This is a genomic window from Nonomuraea recticatena (assembly GCF_039533245.1).
Classification (GTDB): Bacteria; Actinomycetota; Actinomycetes; order Streptosporangiales; family Streptosporangiaceae; genus Nonomuraea; species Nonomuraea roseola.
In genome coordinates this window covers 202,301-223,797 of sequence record NZ_BAAATE010000003.1, presented here as the reverse complement: position 1 = coordinate 223,797, position 21,497 = coordinate 202,301, and the positions used below count along the sequence as shown (strand labels likewise).

Genomic DNA, 21,497 nt, shown 5'->3' with positions numbered 1-21,497 from the left:
TGTCTCCCGGATATTCCATACAGTATGGAAAATACGTTGGTCAGGGACTGGCGCGGTCGCGCCTACCTCGTCACCGCGCCGCCGTCCGACCGCCGCAGGATGTTCGTGCTGGCCTGGGCCTCGATGATCGCCATCGCTCCCCTGCAGTACGGCTACGCCGCCGCCGTACCGGCCTTCCTCGCCGGGGGCCGCTCCCTGGCCACCGTCCTGCTGCCGCTGGCCGCATGGATCGTCTGCCAGGCCGTCACGGCGTTCCTCCTGAGCACCCGCCTGCCCGGCCCCCGTCCCTCAGGCGGCGTGACGCCGCCCCTCCCGGCAGGCACCTCCCCACGAGATGACCTGGCGACCGACCCCACGAGCATCGCCACCCAGGCAGCGGGGACGCGTCGAGACGATCGGAACGGCGGGGGCCGAGCTACCGAGAACCCCGACCATGAGGACGTTCATCGCCGCGGAGACCGGGATCGCGGGAACCGGCGTCGCGTGACCCGCAGCCGTGACACTCGGGACTGGGATCGTGGACGGGAAGGGTCTGCGAGCCCGGATCGTGGGCCGCGGGTGGGCCGGGTGCTGGGGGCGGGAGCTGGTCTGAGTGGGATCGGGTTGCTCACCGTGGCGATCAGCGGGGAGCTCTGGGCGCTGCTGATCGGGTTCTCGCTGCTCGGCGGGGTGGGCGGCGGTCTGGTGTATGGGGTGTGCAGTCGACTGGTGGCGGGCTGGTATCCCGAGAGGTCTGCGGCCAGGGTGGGCTATGTGACGGGGGCGTTCGGATACGGGGCGCTTCCCGTCGCGATAGTCGCGGGCATGACGGTCGGAGCCGGCGATGCGCGCTCGAATGAGCCGGATGGAGCCGGCGATGGAGGCGCGGGGGCGCTGACGCCTGGAGCCGGCGATGGAAGCCTGGGTGCGCTGACGGCTGGCATCGGAGATGGGGGCGCGGGTGCTCTGGCGGTCGCGTTCGCGGTGTGTGCGGTGGTGGCCGTGGTGGCGATCGGGCTGGCGGCCAGGTTCGTACGGCTGGCGCCGCCTCGGTGGTGGCCCGACACGATCGACCCCCGGCACTTCGCCCTGGACGCCAGGCACCTGCGGAGGACGCCTCCAGCGGTGCGCGAGTTCACGCCAGGACAGGCGCTGCGGACTCCCGCGCTCGCCGTCCTGGCGGGGATCCTCCTCTGCGCGGGGGCGATCTCGATCTTCAACGTCGTGGTGGTGGCGGCGATGGGGTCGTGGGTGGCGCTCGCCCTGCTGATCGCGCTGAACGGAGCGGGGCGGGCGGGGGCGATGAGGGTCTCCGAGCTGCTGGGGCGACGGCGGACTCTCGCGCTGGTGCTCGCGGTGCTCGGAGTCGGCCAGGTGGTGCTGGCGAGCGGTGCGGTCACGGTGGGCGCGATGGTGGCGGGGTTGGGTGGTGGCGGGTTCTATCCGCTGGTGGCCGCCCTTGTGCGGGAGTACTTCGGGGAGGAGCGAGTGACCGAGATCCATGGCGTGGTCTACAGCGCCAAGGCGGTGGCGGGCATCGTGGGGGTCGGCTTGGCGGGCGTACTGCTGGCGGGATCCGCCGTGCTGGCCGGGGGGCTCGGTGGTGGTGACTCGCGGAGCGGAGCAAGAGTGGTGGATGAAAGCGGTCCCACGAGTGGGGCTGAGGTGGCCGCTGAAGGTCAGCCGCCGAGCGAGGCTCGGACGGTCACTGAAGGCCGACCGCAGAGCCAGGATCGGGCGGTCGCCGAAGGTCAACCGCCCAGCGAAGCCGGGGTGGCCGCCGAGAGTCAGCCGCCGAGCCGGGATCGGGCGGTCACCGAAGGTCAGCCACCAAGCGGGGTTGGAGTGGCCGCTGATTCCTCGGCTGGGATTCACCTGCTGGGTGACGTCGGACTGCCGGGCGGGGCAGGGCTGGGTGGGATCGGCCTGGTGGCGGGATGCGCGGCGTTCGCTGCGGCTGCGGCGAGCCTGGGGTTGCGGGTACCGGGCAGGCCCTCCACGATCCCCGTGTGACGGAGTCGCGGGTCCGGGCAGCCCCTCCACGAGCCGTTTGACCAAGGTCGCAGGCCTGGGCGAACCTTCCCGACCCGTGTGACCTGCCACGAGAGGCAAACAGACGCTGCCGGGTGACGCGGAGCGGAGGATCTGAGCTTTGAGCCGGGCTGTGATAGGGGTCACCCGGCGGTGGGATCATTGGAACTGTATGCTGTAGGCAGTCGACCACGAACAGTTTGAGGTGCGGATATGTTGCAGTCTGATTCGGGGGCGGCGGCCAAGATTCCGCGTCCGGTTCCGCTCAGGGAGAGTGTGTTCGAGGCTCTGCTTGAGCTCATCGTGTCCGGGCAGCTTCGGCCTGGCCAGCACCTGGTGGAGAACGAGCTGGCCGAGTTGCTCGGAGTGTCACGGCAGCCCGTGCGTGAGGCGTTGCAGCTGCTCAGCGGCGAGGGATGGGTGGACCTGCATCCCGGGCAGGGCGCTTTCGTGCATTCGCCCAGTGTCGAGGAGGCCGACCAGCTGCTTGCCGTACGGGCGCTGCTGGAGACGGAGTCCGCGCGGCTGGCCGCGCGGCACGCGGACGAGGACGGGGTGGCGGCGCTGCGGAGGCTGTGCGCGCGCGGGGCCTCGGCAGCGCACTCGGAGGACACGGACACCGCGGTCACGGCCAACTCCGAGCTGCACGCGTTGATCACGGCGCTGTCGGGCAACAAGGTGCTGGCGGAGCTGGCGGCCCAGGTGGCGCGCAGGGTGCGGTGGTATCACACGCCGGTGGCCAGGCAGCGGGGTCTCACGTCGTGGCAGGAGCACGAGGATCTGATCGACGCCATCGCCGACGGCAACGAGGAGATGGCGGCGCAGATCATGCGCGAACACACCGAGCACACGAGGTTGTCGTACCTGGAGCAGCGGAAGAGCCAGCCGGAGGAGCCGGCGCCCCAGCCGGTACGGCGACGCCGCATGCGGACGGCGCCGGGGAGCTGAACCCCACGTTGAGGGCATCCGCCCACGAGGCGGTCGACATCGCGGGGCATGCGGACGTCTGAGGGTCTACCGACATCTCGGGGGTACGCAGCTCTGAGGGAGGACGATCAGACGCGGCTTCCGGCCTGTCCTGAATGCCGTCCCGTGGCGAGGGGCCGACGGCCTCTGCTCGACGAGGGCGCCGGCCCGTTCGGTCACTTGCCGACGAAGGCCAGCAGCGCCTGGTTGACCTCGGCGGCGTGCGTCCACAGCAGGCCGTGCGGCGCGCCCTCGACCTCGACGTAGTCCGCCTCAGGGAATGCCTTGTGGAACGGACGTCCCGTGGAGTCGATCGGCAGGATGTTGTCCTTGGTCCCGTGCAGGATCAGCGACGGCTTGCCGGCCGCGCGCACGGCTGCGACGTCCTCGCGGAAGTCCTCGATCCAGGCCGACACGACCGCGTAGGCGGCCACCGGGGCGGAGGTGGTGGCGGTGTTCCAGTTGGCGGTGACGACCTCCTGGCTGATCCTGGTGCCGAGGTTCTCGTCCAGGTTGTAGAAGTCCTTGTAGAACTGGGTGAACCAGGCATAGCGGTCGGCCTGCGCGGTGGCGGCGATGCCGTCGAACACCGACTGCGGCACCCCGGTGGGGTTGTCGTCCGCCGCCACCAGGAACGGCTCAAGCGAGGCGAGGAATGCCAGCTTGGCGACGCGCTCGTGGCCATGGTTCTTGACATAGCGGGCCAGCTCGCCGGTGCCCATCGAGAACCCGACGAGGATGACGTCCCGCAGGTCCAGCGTCTCCAGCAGCGTGTGCAGATCGGCGGCGAAGGTGTCGTAGTCGTAGCCGCTGCCGACCTTGCTGGACTGGCCGAAGCCCCGGCGGTCGTAGGTGATGACCCTGTGGCCCGCGGCGAGCAGTTCGCGGGTCTGGCGTTCCCAGCTGTGCCCGTTCAGGGGGTAGCCGTGGATGAGGACGACCGGCTGACCGGCGCCCTGGTCCTCGTAGTACAGCTCGATGTCGGTGCTGTTTTCCGTCCCGACCGTGATGTGGCCCATGACAATCTCCCTCGTACGGCAGAGAACGGTCGTTCTCTGCTCATGTGCCCTACAGTAGAGAACGCTGGTTCTCTATGCAAACGGGAGGGCTCATGACCGGTGAGGCACAGGTCGTATCGACGGCGGATCGGCTGTTTTACGCCCATGGGGTCCAGGCCGTCGGTATGGACACCGTCCGCACCGAGTCCGGCGTCTCACTGAAGCGCATCTACACGTTGTTCCCCTCCAAGGACGACCTGATCCTGGCCGTGCTCCAGCATCGGACGAAGCAGTGGAACACCGGCGTCGACGGCGCCATCGCCACCGCCGGAACGCCGCGCGACAAGCTGCTGGCCGTTTTCGACTTTCTGGCGGAGTGGTTCCGCGAGGACGACTTCCGCGGCTGCGCCTTCATCAACTTCTTCGGCGAGCTGGGAGGCGGTAGCACCAGGGTCGCCGAGGCCGTCCGCGAGCAGAAGACGTCCTTCCAGCGCCGCGTCGCCGAACTGGTCGTAGAGGCGGGCGGCCCAGCCTTTCTCGCCCCACAACTCGTCCTCCTCGCCGAGGGCGCCCAGACCACGGCCGCCATCACGCGAGACCCGGACACAGCGGCGCACGCTCGTGCCGCGGCCGAGACCCTCATTCGGTGCGCCTTTGGACGGTGAACTCATGTGCTACCGCATATCTCGGGGGGCATGTGGACCCAGCACGGCGTGATCTCAGGACCTGCTGACAACTCGGGATGGACGGACGGCGCCGGGGTGACCCGCTTCCCCCGATATACGGGGATGGCGGCGGCCATGCCGTCCGGACGTGTGACCCGCAGGCACCACCAGCGGACGCATCGGGGACTGCGACAGCGGCTCCGGGGGCGGCATGAGCACGGCGTCCGCGCGAGAGACGCGAGCTCAGCTGCGGCGTTGACGTGGAGTTCACCCGGCGCCGTTTTCCGGAAACACCAGGGGTAGATCCTGGAAGAGAGGTGATGACAGATGAAGGCGATTGCCCGCTTTCTCCTTGGCGATCCCATCGGCCACTCCGGCGACGGGCGCATGCTCGGCCTTGCCGTGGGCCTGGCGACCAGGCAGCACTACTCGGCCGACGAGGCCGACCGGTACCTGCGCGAATGGGCCTCCGACGCCCAGAGCGGCAGGACGGCGCACGACAAGGCCGCGGGCGGGGCCTGAAAGCCCCACCCGCGGGCACGAAGGTCAGCGCCGCTCGCCCTCCGACGAGGCGGACGATGCAGAACCGCGCGAACCCTCGGACGAGCCGGCGGTAGCCGACTCCGCGGAAGGCGACGCGGCCGAAGACGACCCGACCGAGGACGACCCCGCCGAAGAGCTCGACGAGGGCGACCTCGCTGACCTGGACGACTTCACGAGGCTCGCCACCGTCGTCACCGCCAGCGTCGAGACGATGACCCCCAGCGACACCACGATCGGGATCTCGGGCGCCCACGACACCCCGTCGTGGTGCATGGCCTCGAGCACCAGCTTGACCCCGATGAAGGCCAGCACGACCGACAGTCCCTTGCTGAGGTAGACCAGCCGGTCCAGCAACCCTCCGATCAGGAAGAACAGCTGCCTGAGGCCCATCAGCGCGAACGCGTTGGCGGTGAAGACCAGGTAGGGCTCCTTCGTCAGTCCGAAGATCGCGGGGATGGAGTCGAGGGCGAACAGCAGGTCCGTGGTCCCGATGGCGACCATGACGATCAGCATCGGGGTCACCATGCGCCGGCCGTCCACCCGTACGGTCAGGGACGCCCCGTGATAGGCGGAGGTCGTCGGCAGCAGCCGCCGCGTCGCCCTGATCACCGCGTTCTCGGAGAACTCGTCCGACTCCTCGGAGGAGGAGGAGATGAGTTTCCACGCGGTGTAGACGAGGAACGCGCCGAAGACGTAGAAGAGCCAGTCGAAGCGGGCCACCGCCTCCGCGCCCAGGGCGATGAAGACGCCGCGCATGAGCAGCGCCAGCACGATGCCGACCAGCAGGACCTTCTGGCGGTAGCGCATCGGCACGCGGAACCGGCTCATGATCAGCAGGAAGACGAAGAGGTTGTCGACGCTGAGGGAGTACTCGGTGATCCAGCCGGCGAAGAACTCCCCGCCGTGCGCGGGCCCCGACACCAGCAGCAGCCCGGCGCCGAAGACCCCCGCGAGGGCCACGTAGAACGTCACCCAGCCGACGCACTCCTTGAACGAGGGCTCGCGCGGGTTGCGGGCGACCAGGTAGAAGTCGACGGCCAGCACGAGCATGAACCCCGTGATCGTGGCCAGCCAGATCCAGGGAGGCAGGTTCACGCCGAGGCACTCCTCACGTAGTGGGCGAGCAGTCGGTCAGCGCGCGGGTTGTGTCCCCGCGCGCGCACCCGCAGCAGCCAGTACGGCATGAGCCGCTCGTGCAGCCAGAGGAAGCCGATGGCGAATCCGAGGCTCACCATCGCCTGGTAGGCCAGGAAGGGCAGCACGCCGTCCGCCAGCGCTCCGGTGGCCGCGACGCCCTCCTGGGCCAGCCTGGACAGCGGGAAGGCCGGCAGCCATAACAGGCCGGCGGGTGCGAAGGTGCCGGGCCTGAAGGGTCCGTGGCCGAGCAGCATGCCGTACAGGCCGCCGAAGAGAGCCAGCGGCAGCGCGAGGAAGGTCGCCCCGCCGGGCTGACCCGCGAACAGGGTCAGCCCTCCTGCCATGACGCCGGCCAGCGCGCCGACGGCGAGCCCTGGGACGGCCAGTTCGAGGCTGTGACGGGAGACCATCAGCCCACGACCACGCCGAAGGCGACGAGGCTGTAGAACAGCATCCCGAGGTAGAAGAAGGCGCCGAAGCCGATGATCACGTTCGACCACCATCTCGGCCTGATGGGCTTGGGCAGCATCCTGTTGTTGACCAGCAGCAGCGTCACGCAGTACGCGCCCATCGCGAACGTCGACAGGAACGCCAGCGTGTCCAGGATCCCGCTGGGCCCTTCTGCGGGTCCGAAGAGCAGGATCAGGATGCCGAACATGATCACTCCCCAGAGGAAGCCCGCGTACAGGTGTGACATGCGCAGCTTCTTCGCGCCCGGCACGAAGTTGTAGGTCATGTCCGCCTGGCCGCGCGAGAAGGAGTCGAACAGGCCGAGCGTCGCGTTGAGTCCGATCAGCGCGATGAAGCCGAGGAAGACCACGCCGAGCACCGAGCTGCCCGCCGAGGAGACGGCGTCGGCCATGGCGCTGAGCGCGACCTCCCTGTCGTCGCCCTGGATGGCGGTGCGCACGCCGGGGTTCTGCCTGGCCGCGGCCTGCGCGATGACCGTGAACGAGATCGTCACGAGCATCGTGATGCCCCAGAACAGCAGCAGCGCGTCGAAGGTGACCCAGCGCCGCCATCCCCTCCACTTGGCCATCTCGGCGGGGTCCTCGGTGTCGAACATGAAGCCGCGCGAGGGCATGGCCTCCTCTTCACCGGCGTGCCGCAGGCCGCGGATGCGCGGGATGTGGGCGCCCATGCCCGCCCCCGAGTCGCGCAGGTGCAGGGTGTACCACATCTGCTGCATCCCGGACGGCCCCGCGAAGGCGCAGGCGCCGACGATCACCGGGAACCAGGCGGCCGACAGCGCCTCGGGAGGCAGGTAGCCGATGGAGAACATCCCGGTGATCGTGCTGACGACGTCGGACCATGAGCCGACCATGGCCGCGATCACCGCGGTGCCGATGACCAGCGCGCCGATGAGCACCGACAGCAGGTTCTCCAGCACGTTGTAGATGACCTTGGCCAGGCTGAAGACCACCCCGACCAGGATCAGTCCCGTGACCGCGGTCACGGTCCACGGTATGCCGGTGATCTCCTCGAAGGCCGCCGCTCCCGCCGAGAGGTGTCCCGGCCAGATGTAGACGAGGATCGCGACGGTGAAGAAGAACCACATGAGCGGCTTGAAGACGCGGGCGGCGCCGGAGAAGATGCTCTCCCCCGTGGCCATCGCGTAGCGCGCCATCTCCAGCATGACGACGGCCTGGAGGGTGACGCCGATCAGGAAGAGCCAGCGGATCTCGGGCCCGAACAGCAGCACCAGGCGTGGCCACATGTACGACTCGCCCATGCCCACGCCGAGCGCCACGAGGAACACCGTGGGACCGAGGATGTGCACCGAGGGCGGGGCGTCGGGCAGCTTGCGGATGGGCATCGGCTCGAGCCGGCCCGCTTTCCATACTCGCTTGTCTTCTACCGGCGTGGTGGTCACCGGTGTCTCGGACGTGTCCAACTGACGGACCTCCTGGGGGGTGGGGTGTGCAGGTGCGATGGGCCCCCTTCAGCGGCTCGGCTCCAGCCGCCGTCTTACAGCAGTCCTGCGGCGCGCGCCCAGCGGTACTTCGCACCGAGGACCGCGACCGGCTTCTCCGTCGTGTACGGGTAGGCGACCACACCGTGGTCGAACAGGTAGTCGCAGGCCTCCTCGACCTCGGTGTCACCGGCGAGCGAGGCGACGACAGGCTTGACGTTGCCCTTGTCGCGCTCCTCCTGGACGACTTTGGCGATCAGTTCGGCGAAGACCATGGGCGGGGTGACGATCGTGTGCCAGTAGCCGAGGACCAGCGCGTGGATGCGCGGGTCGGTCAGGCCGAGGCGGACGGTGTTCTCGTAGGTCGAGGGCGGTTCGCCTCCGGTGATGTCGATCGGGTTGCCCGCCGCGCCGAACGGCGGGATGTAGGCGCGGAAGGCCTGGTCGAGGTCGTCGGGGATGTCCATGAGGGTCAGCCCCGCGTCGACGCAGGCGTCCGAGAGGAGCACGCCGGACCCGCCGGCGCCGGTGATGATCACGACGTTCTCGCCCTGGGGCGTGGGCATCAGCGGCAGCGAGCGCGCGTACTCCAGCATGTCGTTCAGTCCCGGCGCGCGCACGACGCCCGCCTGGCGCAGGATGTCGTCGTAGACCTTGTCGTCGCCGGCCAGCGCGCCGGTGTGCGAGCCCGCGGCCCTGGCGCCCATCGCGGTACGGCCTGCCTTGAGCACGATGACCGGCTTGTGCCTGACCACCCTGCGGGCCGCCTCGACGAACCCGCGCCCGTCCTTGAGGTCCTCCAGGTGCATGGCCACGGCGCGGGTGTTGTCGTCCTGCTCGAAGAAGGTCAGCAGGTCGTCCTCGTCCACGTCGGCCTTGTTGCCGACGCCGACGATCGCCGAGACCCCCATCTTGGTCGTACGGCTGAAGCCCAGGATGGCCATCCCGATGCCGCCGCTCTGCGAGGTCAGCGCCACGCTGCCCTTCACGTCGTACGGCGTGCAGAACGTCGCGCAGAGGTTCTCAGGCGTGTAGTAGTAGCCGTAGATGTTGGGGCCGAGCATGCGCACCCCGTGCCTGGCGGCGATCTCCACGATCTCCGCCTGGCCCTCGACGTTGCCCGTCTCCGCGAATCCGGAGGGGATCATGATGGCCCCCGCCACGCCCTTCTCCCCCGCCTGCTCCAGCGCGGGAGGGACGAAGGCCGCCGGGATCGCGAACACCGCCACGTCCACGTCGAACGGCACGTCGGCCACGCTCTTGTAGGCCGGCAGCCCCATGATGTCGGTGGCCTTGGGGTTGATCGGGAAGATCTGGCCCCGGTAGCCGCCGTTGATGAGGTTGCGCATGACCGAGTTGCCGATCTTGCCCTGCTCGGCCGAGGCGCCGATCACCGCGACGGAGCGCGGCTTGAAGATCCGCGTCATCTGCTCGAGGATCTTCTCCCTCGGGATGCGCGCCTTCTCCTGCGGCAGCTCGCCGATGAGGATGCGGACGTCGGCGGCGACGGCCCCGTCCGGCCCGGCGAAGACGGGGTTGAGGTCGACCTCGGTGATCTCGGGGAAGTCGCCGACCAGGGCGCCCACGCGCTCGATCATCGTCGCCAGCGCCTGTCTGCTGGCCGGTCGCGCACCGCGAGCACCTCGCAGCACCTCCGCCGCTCTGATGTCGTCCAGCATCCCGAGTGCATCATCACCCGAAAGTGGAGCAAGTCGGAAGGTCACGTCCTTGAGCACTTCAACCAGGACACCGCCGAGGCCGAACGCGACGATCTTGCCGAAGGTGGGGTCGGTGACCGCGCCGATGATCACCTCGTGCCCGCCCGAGACAAGCTGCTGAATCTGTATTCCGTCGACGGTGACCTGTGGATTGTATGCAGAGGCGTTCGCGAGAATTCGCTCGTAGCCGCTCGCGACCTCCTCCGCGTTCTTGAGGCCCACCAGCACGCCGCCCGCGTCGGTCTTGTGCAGGATGTCAGGTGAGACGATCTTCATGACGACGGGGAAGCCCAGCTCCTCCGCCAGCCGTACGGCCTCGTCGGCGCTCGTGGCCAGGCCCTCGCCCGGGGTCGCTATGCCGTACTCCTGGCAGATCCTCCGCCCCTCCGGGGCGGTCAGCGCCGTGCGGCCCTCCGCCAGCGCCTTGTCCAGGATCTCCCTCGTGGTGCTCACTAGATGACTCCGTTCGTCTTCAGCTCGGCCAGTTCGTCGGCGCTGACGCCGAAGGCTTCGTAGATCTCCTGGTTGTGCTCGCCGAGCAGAGGGGGCGTGCGCACCTCGACAGGCGAGTCCGACAGCTGCAGCGGGCTGCCCACCGTCACGAACTCGCCGCGCTCGGGATGGTCGACGCTGACGACGATGCCCTCCTCGCGCAGGCTGTCGTCCTCGACCAGCTCCTTGGTGGACAGGATCGGACCGCAGGGGATGTTCTCGGCGTTGAGCCTGTCCAGCACCGTCCACTTGTCGTGGGCGCTGCTCCACTCCTCGATGAGCTGGAACATCTTGTCCAGCTTCGGCAGCCGCGCCTCGGGGGTGGCCCACTCGGGGTCGTCGGCCAGCTCGGGCCTGCCGATGATCGCCGACAGCGGCTTCCAGCCGACCGGCTGCACGATCACGTAGATGTAGTCGTTCGGACCGCCCGGCGCGCACCGCACCGCCCAGCCGGGCTGGCCGCCGCCGCTGGCGTTGCCCGAGCGCGGCACCTCCACGCCGAAGGTCCTGTTCGGGTACTCCTTCAGCGGCCCGTGCGCCAGCCGCTGCTGGTCGCGCAGCTTCACCCTGCACAGGTTGAGGACGGCGTGCTGCATCGCGACCTGGACGCGCTGCCCCTTGCCGGTGTTCTCCCGCTGGTAGAGGGCGGCCAGGATGCCCGCGACCGCGTGGATGCCGGTGCCCGAGTCGCCGATCTGGGCGCCGGTGGCCAGCGGCGGGCCGTCCTCGAACCCCGTGGTGCTCATCGAGCCGCCCATGGCCTGGGCGATCACCTCGTACGCCTTGAACCTGGCGTAGCGGCCCGCGCCGAAGCCCTTGATGGAGGCGTAGATGAGGCGCGGGTTGAGCTCCTGCAGGCGCTCCCAGGTGAAGCCCATGCGGTCGACCGCGCCGGGGCCGAAGTTCTCCACCAGGATGTCCGAGCTCTTCACCAGCTCGGTGAACAGCTCCTTGCCCCGCTCGCTCTTCATGTTGAGCGTGATGCTGCGCTTGTTGCAGTTCAGCATCGTGAAGTAGAGGCTGTCGACGTCCGGCACGTCGCGCAGCTGCTGCCTGGTGATGTCACCTGTCGGGGCCTCCAGCTTGACCACGTCGGCGCCGAGCCAGCCGAGCAGCTGGGTGGCCGAGGGGCCTGACTGGACGTGGGTCATGTCGAGGACTCGGACGCCTTCCAGTGCCTTCATCTACGGCTCCTACTTGTACATCGTCTGGTTCATGGTGCCGGGGGCGTAGACCTCCGGATCGACCCACACGTTGATCAGGGACGGCTTGCCCGACTCGCGGGCCCGCTGGAGCGCGGGGGCGATGTCGGCAGGGTCGCGGACCTCCTCGCCGTGGCCGCCGAGGAGCTTGGCGAACTCGTCGTAGCGGACGTCGCCGAGGGTGTTGCCGATGCGGCCGCGGTCCACGCCGTACTTGGCGGCCTGGCCATACCTGATCTGGTTCATCGAGGAGTTGTTGCCGATGACGCCGATGAACGGCAGGTCGAAGCGGACCATCGTCTCGAAGTCCCAGCCGGTGAGGCTGAAGGCGCCGTCGCCGAAGAGCGCGACGACCTCCTTGTCGGGACGGGCCTGCTTGGCGGCCATCGCGAAGGCGACGCCGACGCCGAGGGTGCCGAGCGGGCCCGGGTCCATCCAGTGGCCAGGCGACTTCGGCTGGACCACCTGCCCGGAGAAGGTGACGATGTCGCCGCCGTCGCCGATGTAGATGGAGTCCTCGGTCAGGAACTCGTTGATCTCGTGGACGAGCCGGTAGGGGTCGATCGGCCGGTCGTCGGAGTGCTGCCTGGGCAGGCGCTTGGCGTAGGCCTGCGTCTCGACCGTGCGCAGCTCCTCGATCCACTCCTTGCGCCTGGCGGCGGCGTTCTGGATGCGTCCGCCGGCGGCCTGCGTGACGGCCGACAGGACGGCGCCCGCGTCGCCGACGATGCCCAGGTCGATGTCGCGGTTCTTGCCGACCGTGCGGTAGTCGAGGTCGATCTGGACGACGGTGGCTGTGGGCGAGAGCCGCTTGCCGTACCCCATCCTGAAGTCGAACGGCGTGCCGACGATGATGATCAGGTCGGCCTCGGTGAAGGCGTACCTGCGGCTGAGCTGGAAGTGGTGCGGGTCGCCCGGCGGGAGCGTGCCCCTGCCCGAGCCGTTCATGTAGGCGGGGACGTTGAGCGCGCGGACGAAGTCGATCGCGGCGTCGGTCCCCCTGCAGGTCCATACCTGGGTGCCGAGCAGGATGCACGGCTTCTCGCTGTGGGCCAGCAGGTCGGCGAGGCGCTCGATGGCCTCGGGGTCGCCGGCCTGCTTGGTCGAGGCCCGGTAGTTGGCCGGGATCCGCGCCTTGTCCAGCGGCACCTTGGCGTCGAGCACGTCGCGCGGGATCTCCAGGAACGACGGGCCCGGCGCGCCGTGGTAGCACTCGCGGAAGGCCATCGACACCAGGTCGGCCACCCGCTCGGTGCTCGGCACCGTCGCGGCGAACTTCGTGATCGGGGTCATCATGTCGACGTGCGGGAGGTCCTGCAGCGAGCCCATCTTGTGCTGGCTCAGGGCGCCCTGGCCGCCGATGAGCAGCATCGGGCTCTCGGCGCGGAAGGCGTTGGCCACACCCGTCACCGCGTCGGTGGTGCCGGGGCCCGCCGTGACGACAGCGCAGCCGGGCTTGCCGGTGATCCTGGCGTAGCCGTCGGCGGCGTGCGCCGCGACCTGCTCGTGGCGTACGTCGATCACCTCGATGCCCTCGTCCACGCAACCGTCGTAGATGTCGATGATGTGGCCGCCACAGAGCGTGTAGATGACGTCCACACCCTCCGCCTTGAGCGCCTTGGCCACCAGGTGCCCACCCGAGATCAGTTCCGACATCGTTCACCTTTCCAGGATGCTGTCTTCTCCATACTGCATACCGTATGAGCCCCATGCTTACCCGGCCATCACGGGCCTGTCTAGCCCCTTCTCAATCCGGCAGCTCGAGCAACTCCACCGGCTCGCCGTCCCATCCGGGCGGCAGCACGGCCAGCGCATCGGCCATGGCGGCACCCCAGAGCGAGCCGGGCCTGTCGTGCCCCACGGGCACCGCCCCCTTCCCCGACCTGCGGACGGGCACCAGCCGGGTGTTGCTGTGGCGGTGGCCTCGCGGTGCCTGGTGGGCCGCGTGGACCGGCTGCTGGTTCCGATGGGACGGCGAGGTCGGCGACGCCGGGGCGGGGGTCACGGCCAGCGTCATGCGCTCGCCGTACTCGTAGCGCTCGCCCTTGAGCAGCGGGACCAGCAGCGTGAGGGCCGCCGCGAGCGCGGCGAACGGGTTGCCCGGCAGGCCCACCACCAGGCGTCCGCAGGGAAGCCTGGCCAGGAGCTGCGGGTGGCCTGGCCGTACGGCGACGCCGTCGACGAGCACCTCGGCGCCCAGGTCGTCGAGAACGGCCCGCAGGTGATCGGCGGGACCCTTGGACGAGGCGCCGCACACCACCACGATCTCAGCGCCCCCCTCCCACCCGACGCGGCCGGCGTCCGCCTTCTGGGCCGACGGACGCCGGGCACCCTGGGCGGGCGAGCCCGGAGCACCGTCGCCGAGCGAGGCGGGGGCGCCGTCACCTGGCGGAACGGACGTCGCGCGATCGGGGACGGCCGGCGGATGGGGCATGAGGGCGGCACGGAGGGGGGCCGCGCCGTCCGGGATCGTGAGGCGTGGGCCCACGCGCGCCCCCGCCCATGCGATCAGCCCGGGCAGGAAGGGGCCGATGGCGTCGCGCACCCTGCCGGGTTCGGGCAGTCCCTCGCCGATCACCTCGTCGCCCGTCACCAGCACCGCCACCTCAAGACGCCTATGGACGGCCAGCACGTCGTGCCCCAGCGCCGCGGCCAGCCCCAGCACCGCGGGGGTCACCCGCGTTCCCGCGCCGAGCACCACCTCGCCCAGCCCGACGTCCTCACCGCGCCGCCGCACATGCCGTCCCTCCTGCACGACCCCTGCGACCCAGACCCCCTCCCGCTCACCCGAAAGGGTCGGGGAGTCGTGGGTGGGTGGGGTGGGGGCCAGGGGGTGGGCGGCCTCGTACGGCAGGACCGACGTCGTCCCCTCGGGCACCGGCGCGCCCGTGGCGATCTCCACCGCGCACCCCGGCTTCAGCACCTCTCCGTGCGCCCGCCCGCCGGCGAGCACCCGTCCGAGCACCCGCCACGGCCCCTCCCCCGCGACCGCGTAGCCGTCCATGGCGGACACGTCCGTTCCCGGCACAGGGACGAGCGCCGTCAGCGGCCTGGCCAGCCGACAGCCGCGCGCCGTCGACAGCGGCACCTCCTCCACCGGCGCGGACGGCGACGCGCGCAGCGCGATGGCGCGCGCCTCCGCCCACGTCACGTCTCCACCCGACGCCCTGTCCACCCTGCGAACCCCGCCATCCGTCTCCACACGCGACTCCACCCGACGAACCCTGCCACCCACGCCGGAGCCCAGCACCATCCATGGACCCCGGCGACCTGCGTCCCACGTCACCTCAGGAAGGCCGAACCTCACCTGAGGAAGGCGAACCTCACTCCAGGAAGCCTGCCATCCAGACCGGCCCTCTCCCACGGACCTTCCCGCTACCCGCGATCGGCCCTGACCGCACGCCCGGCACCCGGTGTCCGGATCGGTGCTCGGCCCGGGTTCCTGAACCTTCCCATGCGGGTCCCCGCGCAGGTCATCCTGTCCTCTATTGACCCGAATTTTTCCATACTGTATACTGAATGCACTGTCGACGCGAGAACGGAGCTCGGTATGAAGGTCGCTGTTCTCGGCGCCGGCGCCATCGGCGCGTACGTGGGCGCCGCCCTCCACAGGGGCGGCGCCGAGGTGCATCTCATCGCCAGAGGCGAGCACCTGCGGGCGATACGCGAGGCCGGTGTGCGGGTGCTGAGCCCGAGGGGTGACTTCACCGCCCACCCCCACGCCACCGACGACCCCCGCGAGGTCGGCACGGTGGACCACGTGTTCCTCGGACTGAAGGCCAACTCCTACGCCGCGGCCGGGGCGCTCGTCAGGCCGCTGCTGCACGAGTCCACCACGCTCATCGCCGCGCAGAACGGCATCCCGTGGTGGTACTTCCACGGGCTCAAGGGCCCCTACCAGGGTTATCGCATCGAGAGCGTCGATCCGGGCGGGAGCGTCACCGCCGCGCTCCCGCTGGAACGCGCCGTCGGCTGCGTCGTCTACGCCGCGACCGAGATCGAGGAGCCCGGCCTCGTCCGCCACCTCGAAGGCACCCGTTTCTCCATCGGCGAGCCCTCGGGCGAGCTGACCGCCCGTTGCGTCGACTTCAGCGAGGCGATGACCAGGGGCGGCCTGAAGTGCCCCGTGGAGCAGGACCTGCGCAAGGACGTCTGGATCAAGCTGATGGGCAACATCGCCTTCAACCCGATCAGCGCGCTGGCCAGGGCCACCATGGCGGGGATCTGCCGCCACGACGGGGCGAGGGAGCTCGTGGTGGCGATGATGCGCGAGACGGTCGAGGTGGCCGGGAGGGTCGGCTGCGATCCCGGCGTGTCCGTCGAGCGCAGGCTGCGGGGAGCGGAGAAGGCGGGCGAGCACAAGACCTCCACGCTGCAGGACCTGGAGAAGGGCAAGCCGCTGGAGCTCGACGTGCTGCTGGCCGCCGTCGTCGAGCTGGCCGACCTGACCGGCGCCGAGGTGCCGACGCTGCGCGCCATCCACGCCGTCAGCGATCTGCTCAGCGAGAGCCTCGCGAGCTGACGCTAAAAGACATACCGTAGGCTGTATACAGAATGGAGGGATCATGAGCTATGACCGCCTGACCCATCCACTGGTTCGTGAGGACGGCGTGCTGCGCAGGGCGAGCTGGGACGAGGCCCTCGACGCCGCGGCGCAGGGCTTCCTGCGCAACATCGCCAGGCACGGCCCCGACAGCTTCGCGATGCTGTCGTGCGCCCGCTCGACCAACGAGATGAACTACGTGGGCCAGAAGTTCACCCGCGTCGTCGTCGGCACGAACAACGTGGACTCCTGCAACCGCACCTGCCACGCGCCGAGCGTGGCGGGCCTTTCCGCGGTCTTCGGCAGCGGTGGCGGCACCTCCTCCTACCAGGAGGTCGAGGACACCGATGTGATCGTCATGTGGGGTTCGGCCGCCCGCAACGCCCACCCCATCTTCTTCCATCACGTGCTGAAGGCCATCCACAAGGGCGCGCGGATGTTCGCGGTCGACCCCAGGCGCACGGGCACGGCGCAGTGGGCCGACCGCTGGCTCGGCCTGAACGTCGGCACCGACATCCCGCTCGCCCACGCCATCGCTCGGGAGATCATCCACGAGGGGCTGCACAACGAGACGTTCATCAGGCGGGCCACCACCGGGTTCGAGGAGTTCGCCGAGCAGGTCGAGCCCTGGACCCTCAGCGTGGCCGAGCAGGTGACGGGCGTGCCGAAGGAGGCCATCCGCGAGCTGGCGCACGCCTACGCCCGCGCCGACAGGGCCCAGCTGTGCTGGACACTGGGCATCACCGAGCACCACAACGCCACCGACAACGTGCGCGCCCTCATCAACCTGGCGCTGCTGACCGGCCACGTCGGCAGATACGGCTCGGGCCTCTCCCCGCTCAGAGGCCAGAACAACGTGCAGGGCGGCGGCGACATGGGCGCCATCCCCAACCGGCTCCCCGGCTTCCAGGACATCCTCGACCCCGAGATCAGGCAGCGCTTCGAGAACGCCTGGCAGGTGCCGATCCAGCCCCGCTACGGACTCAACCTCACCCAGATGCTCGAGGCCATGGCCGAGGGCGAGCTCACCACCTGCTACCTCATCGGCGAGAACCCGGTGCAGTCCGAGGCCGACTCGCTGGCCTGCGTCAAGCGCCTGAGCATGCTCGACCACCTGGTCGTCCAGGACATCTTCCTCACCAAGACCGCCCAGATGGCCGACGTCGTGCTGCCCGCGAGCGCCGCGTGGTGCGAGAGCGAGGGCACCTTCACCAACAGCGAGCGCAGGGTCCAGCGGGTCCGCAAGGCGCTCGACCCGCCGGGCGAGGCCCGCGACGACATCTGGATCATGTGCGAGATCGCCCGCAGGATGGGGCACGACTGGCACTACGACGGCGCGCAGGAGGTGTGGGACGAGCTCAGGAGGCTCTCCCCCGCCCACACCGGCATGACCTACCGGCGGCTGGAGGAGCATCAGGGCATCCAGTGGCCGTGCCCTTCCGAGGACGCGATCGAACCGCCGTACCTGCACGGCCGCCTCTGGAAGGAGGACCCAGGGCCGCGAGCTCCCTTCGCGGTGCTGGAGCACTCGCCGCCGGTGGACCTGCTCGACGAGGAGTACCCGTTCAGGCTCACCACGGGCCGCCGCCTCGACTCCTACAACACCGGCGTGCAGTCCTCCGGCTTCGCCTCGCCGCTGCGCAGGGGCGAGACGATCGAGCTGTGCCCCGAGGACGCGGCCCAGCTGGGCCTGGCCAGGGGCGAGGAGGTCAGGATCAGCTCCAGGCGCGGCACGGTGGTCGCGCCCGTCCACATCGACCCCGCGCTGCGGCCGGGCCTGGTGTTCATGACCATGCACTTCCCCGACGAGGTCGACACCAACGCCCTGACCATCGAGGCCACCTGCCCGATCGCGGGAACGGCCGAGTTCAAGGCGGCAGCCGTACGCATCGAGAAGGTGAGCTAGTGGACCTGCACTTCGGCGACGCCGAGCCGACGGCGGAGGAGAGGGCGGCGGTCGACGCGCTGCTCGGCCCGCCCGTGACCGCGTGGGAGGGCGGCGACCGCACCGAGGCCGACCTGCGCTCGGCAGCGCGGGCCGAGCAGGCCCGCGACCAGTTGCTGCCCGCGCTGCACGCGGTCAACGACAGAGTCGGGTGGATCAGCGAGGGCGCGCTGGCCTACATCTGCAGGCGGCTGACGATCCCTCCCGCCGAGGCGTACGGCGTGGCGAGCTTCTACTCGCTGTTCTCCATGGAGCCGAGGCCCGCCAGGGTGCTGCACGTCTGCACCGACCTGGCCTGCCTGGCCAAGGGCGTGCGCGACGCGGGGGAAGGCGTGGCGAGCCCGTGTCTGGGGCTGTGCGAGCGCGCCCCCGCCGCGCTCGCGTTGGAAGCGGGCCTGCCGCCCAAGGCCACGGTGTACGGCGGCAGCCCGGCCGCCGACGCCATCCCCTACACCGTCGAGCGTCCCGAGCCGCCGGTCGCCGACGCGGTCCCACAGGCAGGCGGTCAGGGCCTGGTCCTGCTCAGGCGGGTCGGCGTCGTCGACCCCGCCAGCCTCGACGACTACCGGGCCGACGGCGGCTACCAGGCCTTGCGCCGCGCCTTCGAGCTGGGCCCCGCAGGGGTGATCCGCGAGGTCACCGAGGCCGGCCTGGTCGGCAGGGGCGGCGCGGCCTTCCCGACGGGCCGCAAGTGGGACGCGACGGCCCGCCAGCCCGACCAGCCGCACTACCTGGTGTGCAACGCCGACGAGAGCGAGCCCGGCACCTTCAAGGACCGCGTGATCATGGAGGGGGATCCGTACGCGCTGGTCGAGGCCATGACGATCGCCGCCTACGCCACGGGCTGCCGCAAGGGCTACCTCTACATCAGGGGCGAGTACCCGAGGGCCACGGCGGCGCTCGAGACGGCGATCAGGACGGCCAGGGCGCGCGGCATGCTCGGCGCCGACATCCTCGGCCACGGCTTCGCGTTCGACATCGAGCTGAGGAAGGGCGCGGGCGCCTACATCTGCGGCGAGGAGACCGCGATCTTCAACTCGATCGAGGGATACAGGGGCGAGCCGCGCACCAAGCCGCCCTTCCCCGTGGAGAAGGGCCTGTTCGGCAAGCCCACCGTCGTCAACAACGTCGAGACCCTGGTCAACGTCCTGCCGATCCTGCTGACCGGCGGCTCGGACACCAAGCTGTTCTGCGTCTCCGGCAGCGTCGGCAGGCCGGGCGTCTACGAGCTGCCGCTCGGCACGCCGCTGCGCGAGCTGCTCGACCTCGCGCGGCCGGCGGGCAGGCTGAAGGCGGTGCTGCTCGGCGGCGCGGCCGGCTCGTTCGTCACCGACCTGGACGTCCCGCTCAGCTTCGAGGGCACCAGGGCGGCAGGCGCGACGCTCGGCTCGGGCGTGGTCATGGTCCTGGACGAGGAGGTGGACCTGCCCGCCTTCCTCGTCAGGATCGCCGCGTTCTTCCGCGACGAGTCGTGCGGGCAGTGCGTGCCCTGCAGGGTGGGCACCGTACGCCAGGAGGAGGCCCTGCACAGGCTGGGCAGGAGGCGCAGCGACGAGGACCTGGTGCTGCTGCGCGAGGTCGGCCAGACCATGCGCGACGCCTCGATCTGCGGTCTGGGGCAGACCGCGTGGAACGCCGTCGAATCGGCCATCGACCGCCTGGGAGCGTTCAAGTGATCCCTCTGCAGCCACCCCGACGCCTGATCGACGTGGAGGTCGACGGCGAGGCCGTCCGCGTGCCCGAGGGTTCGACCGTCCTCGACGCGTGCCGTACGGCCGGCAAGGACATCCCCACCCTCTGCTACGGCGACACGCTCACCCCGAAGAACGCCTGCAGGGTCTGCGTCGTCGAGGTCGAGGGGTCGAGGACCCTCGCGCCCGCCTGCTCCAGGAAGGCGGAGGCGGGGATGGTCGTCGGCACCGACACCGACAGGGCCAGGCACAGCCGCAAGGTGGTGCTGGAGCTGCTGGCCTCCTCCACAGACCTGTCGACGACGCCGATGGCCAAGGAGTGGATGGCCGACTACGGCGCCGATCCGGCGCGTTTCGGCGAGGAGGCCGCGACCGTCGCCCAGCCGCCCAAGGTGGACAACGACCTCTATGTCCGCGACTACGGCAAGTGCATCCTCTGCTACAAGTGCGTGGACGCCTGCGGCGAGCAGTGGCAGAACAGCTTCGCGATCAGCGTCGCGGGCAGGGGCTTCGACGCGACGATCTCCACGGAGTTCGACGTGGCGCTCACCGACTCGGCCTGCGTCTACTGCGGCAACTGCGTCGAGGTGTGCCCCACGGGGGCGCTGTCGTTCAAGACCGAGTTCGACATGCGGGCCGAGGGCACCTGGGACGAGTCGGAGCAGACCACCACGACGACGATCTGCAGCTACTGCGGCGTGGGCTGCAACCTCACGCTGCACGTACAGGACAACAAGATCGTCAAGGTCACGTCGCCGCACGACAACCCGGTCACCCACGGAAACCTCTGCATCAAGGGACGCTTCGGCTACGGCTATGTCTAGGACAAAGAAACGCCAGATACTGCATGTCAAGGCGCACGTCTCGACCCGGAGGCGCGACTCGCTGGCCGCCGAGGAGCCCCTGGAGATCAGGGTCGGCGGCCAGGCGCTCACCGTCACCATGCGCACGCCGGGCGACGACTTCGACCTCGCCGCGGGGTTCCTGGTGAGCGAGGGCACGCTCGCCTCGTCACAGGACATCTCGACCATGCGCCACTGCGCGGACCTCGCGACCTACAACGTCCTCGACGTACGGCTCGCGCCGGGCGTCGAGGCCCCCGAGGCGCGCAACTTCTCCACCACCTCCTCCTGCGGCGTCTGCGGCAAGGCCTCGCTCGAGGCCGTCCGCACGGTGGCCAGGTGGAGCGCCCGCGACGACCCCGCGCGGATCGGCAGCCACGTGCTGAGAGAGCTGCCCGACCGGTTGAGGGCCGCCCAGCGGGTCTTCGACAGGACGGGCGGGCTGCACGCGGCGGGCCTGTTCAGCCTCGAGGGCGAGGCGTTGTGCGTCCGCGAGGACGTCGGCAGGCACAACGCCGTCGACAAGCTGGTCGGCTGGGCGCTGCGCGAAGATCGCCTGCCGCTGTCGGGGACCGTGCTGATGGTCTCGGGGCGGGCCTCCTTCGAACTGGTGCAGAAGGCGGTCATGGCCGGGATCCCCGTCCTCGCCGCGGTGTCCGCGCCCTCCTCCCTGGCGGTGGAGCTGGCGGCGGAAGAGGGGCTGACGCTCATCGGTTTCCTGAGAGGCGACTCGATGAACGTCTACTCCGGCGAGCACCGGCTCACCCTGACGGGCTCGGGCCACGGCTCGGCCAGGGCCGCGACGTCAGGGTGACAGGGATGCCGGTCGGCGC

General features: G+C 69.9%; 17 protein-coding genes. 9 read left to right on the top strand and 8 right to left on the bottom strand.

Annotation, left to right across the window (positions count from 1 at the left end):
• Positions 1-24 precede the first annotated feature (24 nt).
• Together ABFX50_RS07355 and ABFX50_RS07350 are read left to right on the top strand one after the other, a co-directional pair.
• A complete protein-coding gene (locus tag ABFX50_RS07355) occupies positions 25-1,992 on the top strand; it encodes an MFS transporter (RefSeq protein WP_346144400.1) in 1,968 nt (655 codons plus the stop codon).
• A 231-nt stretch (positions 1,993-2,223) separates the two neighbouring features.
• Entirely contained in the window at positions 2,224-2,958 is a 735-nt protein-coding gene (locus ABFX50_RS07350) for a GntR family transcriptional regulator (RefSeq protein ID WP_346144398.1), read from the top strand.
• 194 nt (positions 2,959-3,152) lie between these two features.
• On the opposite strand, the gene ABFX50_RS07345 is transcribed toward ABFX50_RS07350, so the two are convergent.
• A complete protein-coding gene (locus tag ABFX50_RS07345; protein WP_346144396.1) occupies positions 3,153-3,995 on the bottom strand; it encodes an alpha/beta fold hydrolase in 843 nt (280 codons plus the stop codon).
• A gap of 74 nt (positions 3,996-4,069) precedes the next feature.
• Here ABFX50_RS07345 and ABFX50_RS07340 point away from each other — a divergent pair, with 74 nt between their 5' ends.
• Entirely contained in the window at positions 4,070-4,639 is a 570-nt protein-coding gene (locus ABFX50_RS07340) for a TetR/AcrR family transcriptional regulator (RefSeq protein WP_346144395.1), read from the top strand.
• Positions 4,640-4,966: 327 nt separating this feature from the next.
• Positions 4,967-5,161 carry a hypothetical protein gene (locus tag ABFX50_RS07335; protein ID WP_346144393.1) on the top strand — a complete coding sequence of 65 codons (195 nt, stop codon included), beginning with the start codon at positions 4,967-4,969 and terminating at the stop codon, positions 5,159-5,161.
• Between the two features lie 24 nt (positions 5,162-5,185).
• On the opposite strand, the gene ABFX50_RS07330 is transcribed toward ABFX50_RS07335, so the two are convergent.
• The 7 genes from ABFX50_RS07330 to ABFX50_RS07300 all read right to left on the bottom strand — a co-directional run bounded on the left by ABFX50_RS07330 (position 5,186) and on the right by ABFX50_RS07300 (position 14,845).
• Positions 5,186-6,277 (bottom strand): TerC family protein, encoded by a 1,092-nt coding sequence (locus ABFX50_RS07330; protein ID WP_346144391.1) that lies wholly within the window; start codon positions 6,275-6,277, stop codon positions 5,186-5,188.
• Positions 6,274-6,729: a hypothetical protein gene (locus ABFX50_RS07325; RefSeq protein WP_346144389.1), complete on the bottom strand. Its 456-nt coding sequence runs from the start codon at positions 6,727-6,729 to the stop codon at positions 6,274-6,276. The genes ABFX50_RS07330 and ABFX50_RS07325 overlap by 4 nt, the downstream gene beginning before the upstream one ends.
• Positions 6,729-8,135: an Nramp family divalent metal transporter gene (locus ABFX50_RS07320; RefSeq protein WP_346144387.1), complete on the bottom strand. Its 1,407-nt coding sequence runs from the start codon at positions 8,133-8,135 to the stop codon at positions 6,729-6,731. Before ABFX50_RS07320 ends, ABFX50_RS07325 begins: the two co-directional genes overlap by 1 nt.
• A gap of 152 nt (positions 8,136-8,287) precedes the next feature.
• The gene (locus ABFX50_RS07315; RefSeq protein ID WP_346144385.1) at positions 8,288-10,402 is read right to left on the bottom strand and encodes an acetate--CoA ligase family protein; all 2,115 of its coding nucleotides are present in this window, start codon (positions 10,400-10,402) and stop codon (positions 8,288-8,290) included.
• On the bottom strand, positions 10,402-11,625 hold the full coding sequence (frc, locus tag ABFX50_RS07310; RefSeq protein WP_346144383.1) for a formyl-CoA transferase: 1,224 nt from the start codon (positions 11,623-11,625) through the stop codon (positions 10,402-10,404). Before frc ends, ABFX50_RS07315 begins: the two co-directional genes overlap by 1 nt.
• A 9-nt stretch (positions 11,626-11,634) precedes the next feature.
• Positions 11,635-13,299: a thiamine pyrophosphate-binding protein gene (locus tag ABFX50_RS07305; protein ID WP_183657897.1), complete on the bottom strand. Its 1,665-nt coding sequence runs from the start codon at positions 13,297-13,299 to the stop codon at positions 11,635-11,637.
• A 91-nt stretch (positions 13,300-13,390) separates the two neighbouring features.
• A complete protein-coding gene (locus tag ABFX50_RS07300) occupies positions 13,391-14,845 on the bottom strand; it encodes a molybdopterin molybdotransferase MoeA (RefSeq protein ID WP_346144381.1) in 1,455 nt (484 codons plus the stop codon).
• Positions 14,846-15,193: 348 nt separating this feature from the next.
• Here ABFX50_RS07300 and ABFX50_RS07295 point away from each other — a divergent pair, with 348 nt between their 5' ends.
• The 5 genes from ABFX50_RS07295 to fdhD are packed head-to-tail and all read left to right on the top strand — an operon-like array spanning position 15,194 to position 21,478.
• On the top strand, positions 15,194-16,165 hold the full coding sequence (locus tag ABFX50_RS07295) for a 2-dehydropantoate 2-reductase (protein ID WP_346144380.1): 972 nt from the start codon (positions 15,194-15,196) through the stop codon (positions 16,163-16,165).
• A 25-nt stretch (positions 16,166-16,190) separates the two neighbouring features.
• The gene (locus tag ABFX50_RS07290) at positions 16,191-18,092 is read left to right on the top strand and encodes a molybdopterin oxidoreductase family protein (protein ID WP_346144905.1); all 1,902 of its coding nucleotides are present in this window, start codon (positions 16,191-16,193) and stop codon (positions 18,090-18,092) included.
• Positions 18,092-19,807 carry an NADH-ubiquinone oxidoreductase-F iron-sulfur binding region domain-containing protein gene (locus tag ABFX50_RS07285; RefSeq protein ID WP_346144378.1) on the top strand — a complete coding sequence of 572 codons (1,716 nt, stop codon included), beginning with the start codon at positions 18,092-18,094 and terminating at the stop codon, positions 19,805-19,807. Before ABFX50_RS07290 ends, ABFX50_RS07285 begins: the two co-directional genes overlap by 1 nt.
• Before the next feature lie 5 nt (positions 19,808-19,812).
• Complete coding sequence (locus ABFX50_RS07280; protein WP_379506697.1) at positions 19,813-20,646, top strand: 2Fe-2S iron-sulfur cluster-binding protein; 834 nt, start codon at positions 19,813-19,815, stop codon at positions 20,644-20,646.
• A complete protein-coding gene (fdhD, locus tag ABFX50_RS07275) occupies positions 20,639-21,478 on the top strand; it encodes a formate dehydrogenase accessory sulfurtransferase FdhD (protein ID WP_346144377.1) in 840 nt (279 codons plus the stop codon). The genes ABFX50_RS07280 and fdhD overlap by 8 nt, the downstream gene beginning before the upstream one ends.
• Positions 21,479-21,497 lie beyond the last annotated feature (19 nt).

Coding starts and splice junctions, on each gene's coding strand:
- ABFX50_RS07295 (WP_346144380.1), top strand. CDS start 15,194: ATGAAGGTCGCTGTTCTCGGCGCCGGCGCCATCGGCGCGTACGTGGGC.
- frc (WP_346144383.1), bottom strand. CDS start 11,625: ATGAAGGCACTGGAAGGCGTCCGAGTCCTCGACATGACCCACGTCCAG.
- ABFX50_RS07320 (WP_346144387.1), bottom strand. CDS start 8,135: ATGCCCATCCGCAAGCTGCCCGACGCCCCGCCCTCGGTGCACATCCTC.
- ABFX50_RS07355 (WP_346144400.1), top strand. CDS start 25: ATGGAAAATACGTTGGTCAGGGACTGGCGCGGTCGCGCCTACCTCGTC.
- ABFX50_RS07335 (WP_346144393.1), top strand. CDS start 4,967: ATGAAGGCGATTGCCCGCTTTCTCCTTGGCGATCCCATCGGCCACTCC.
- fdhD (WP_346144377.1), top strand. CDS start 20,639: ATGTCTAGGACAAAGAAACGCCAGATACTGCATGTCAAGGCGCACGTC.
- ABFX50_RS07305 (WP_183657897.1), bottom strand. CDS start 13,299: ATGTCGGAACTGATCTCGGGTGGGCACCTGGTGGCCAAGGCGCTCAAG.
- ABFX50_RS07345 (WP_346144396.1), bottom strand. CDS start 3,995: ATGGGCCACATCACGGTCGGGACGGAAAACAGCACCGACATCGAGCTG.
- ABFX50_RS07340 (WP_346144395.1), top strand. CDS start 4,070: ATGCAAACGGGAGGGCTCATGACCGGTGAGGCACAGGTCGTATCGACG.
- ABFX50_RS07350 (WP_346144398.1), top strand. CDS start 2,224: ATGTTGCAGTCTGATTCGGGGGCGGCGGCCAAGATTCCGCGTCCGGTT.
- ABFX50_RS07325 (WP_346144389.1), bottom strand. CDS start 6,729: ATGGTCTCCCGTCACAGCCTCGAACTGGCCGTCCCAGGGCTCGCCGTC.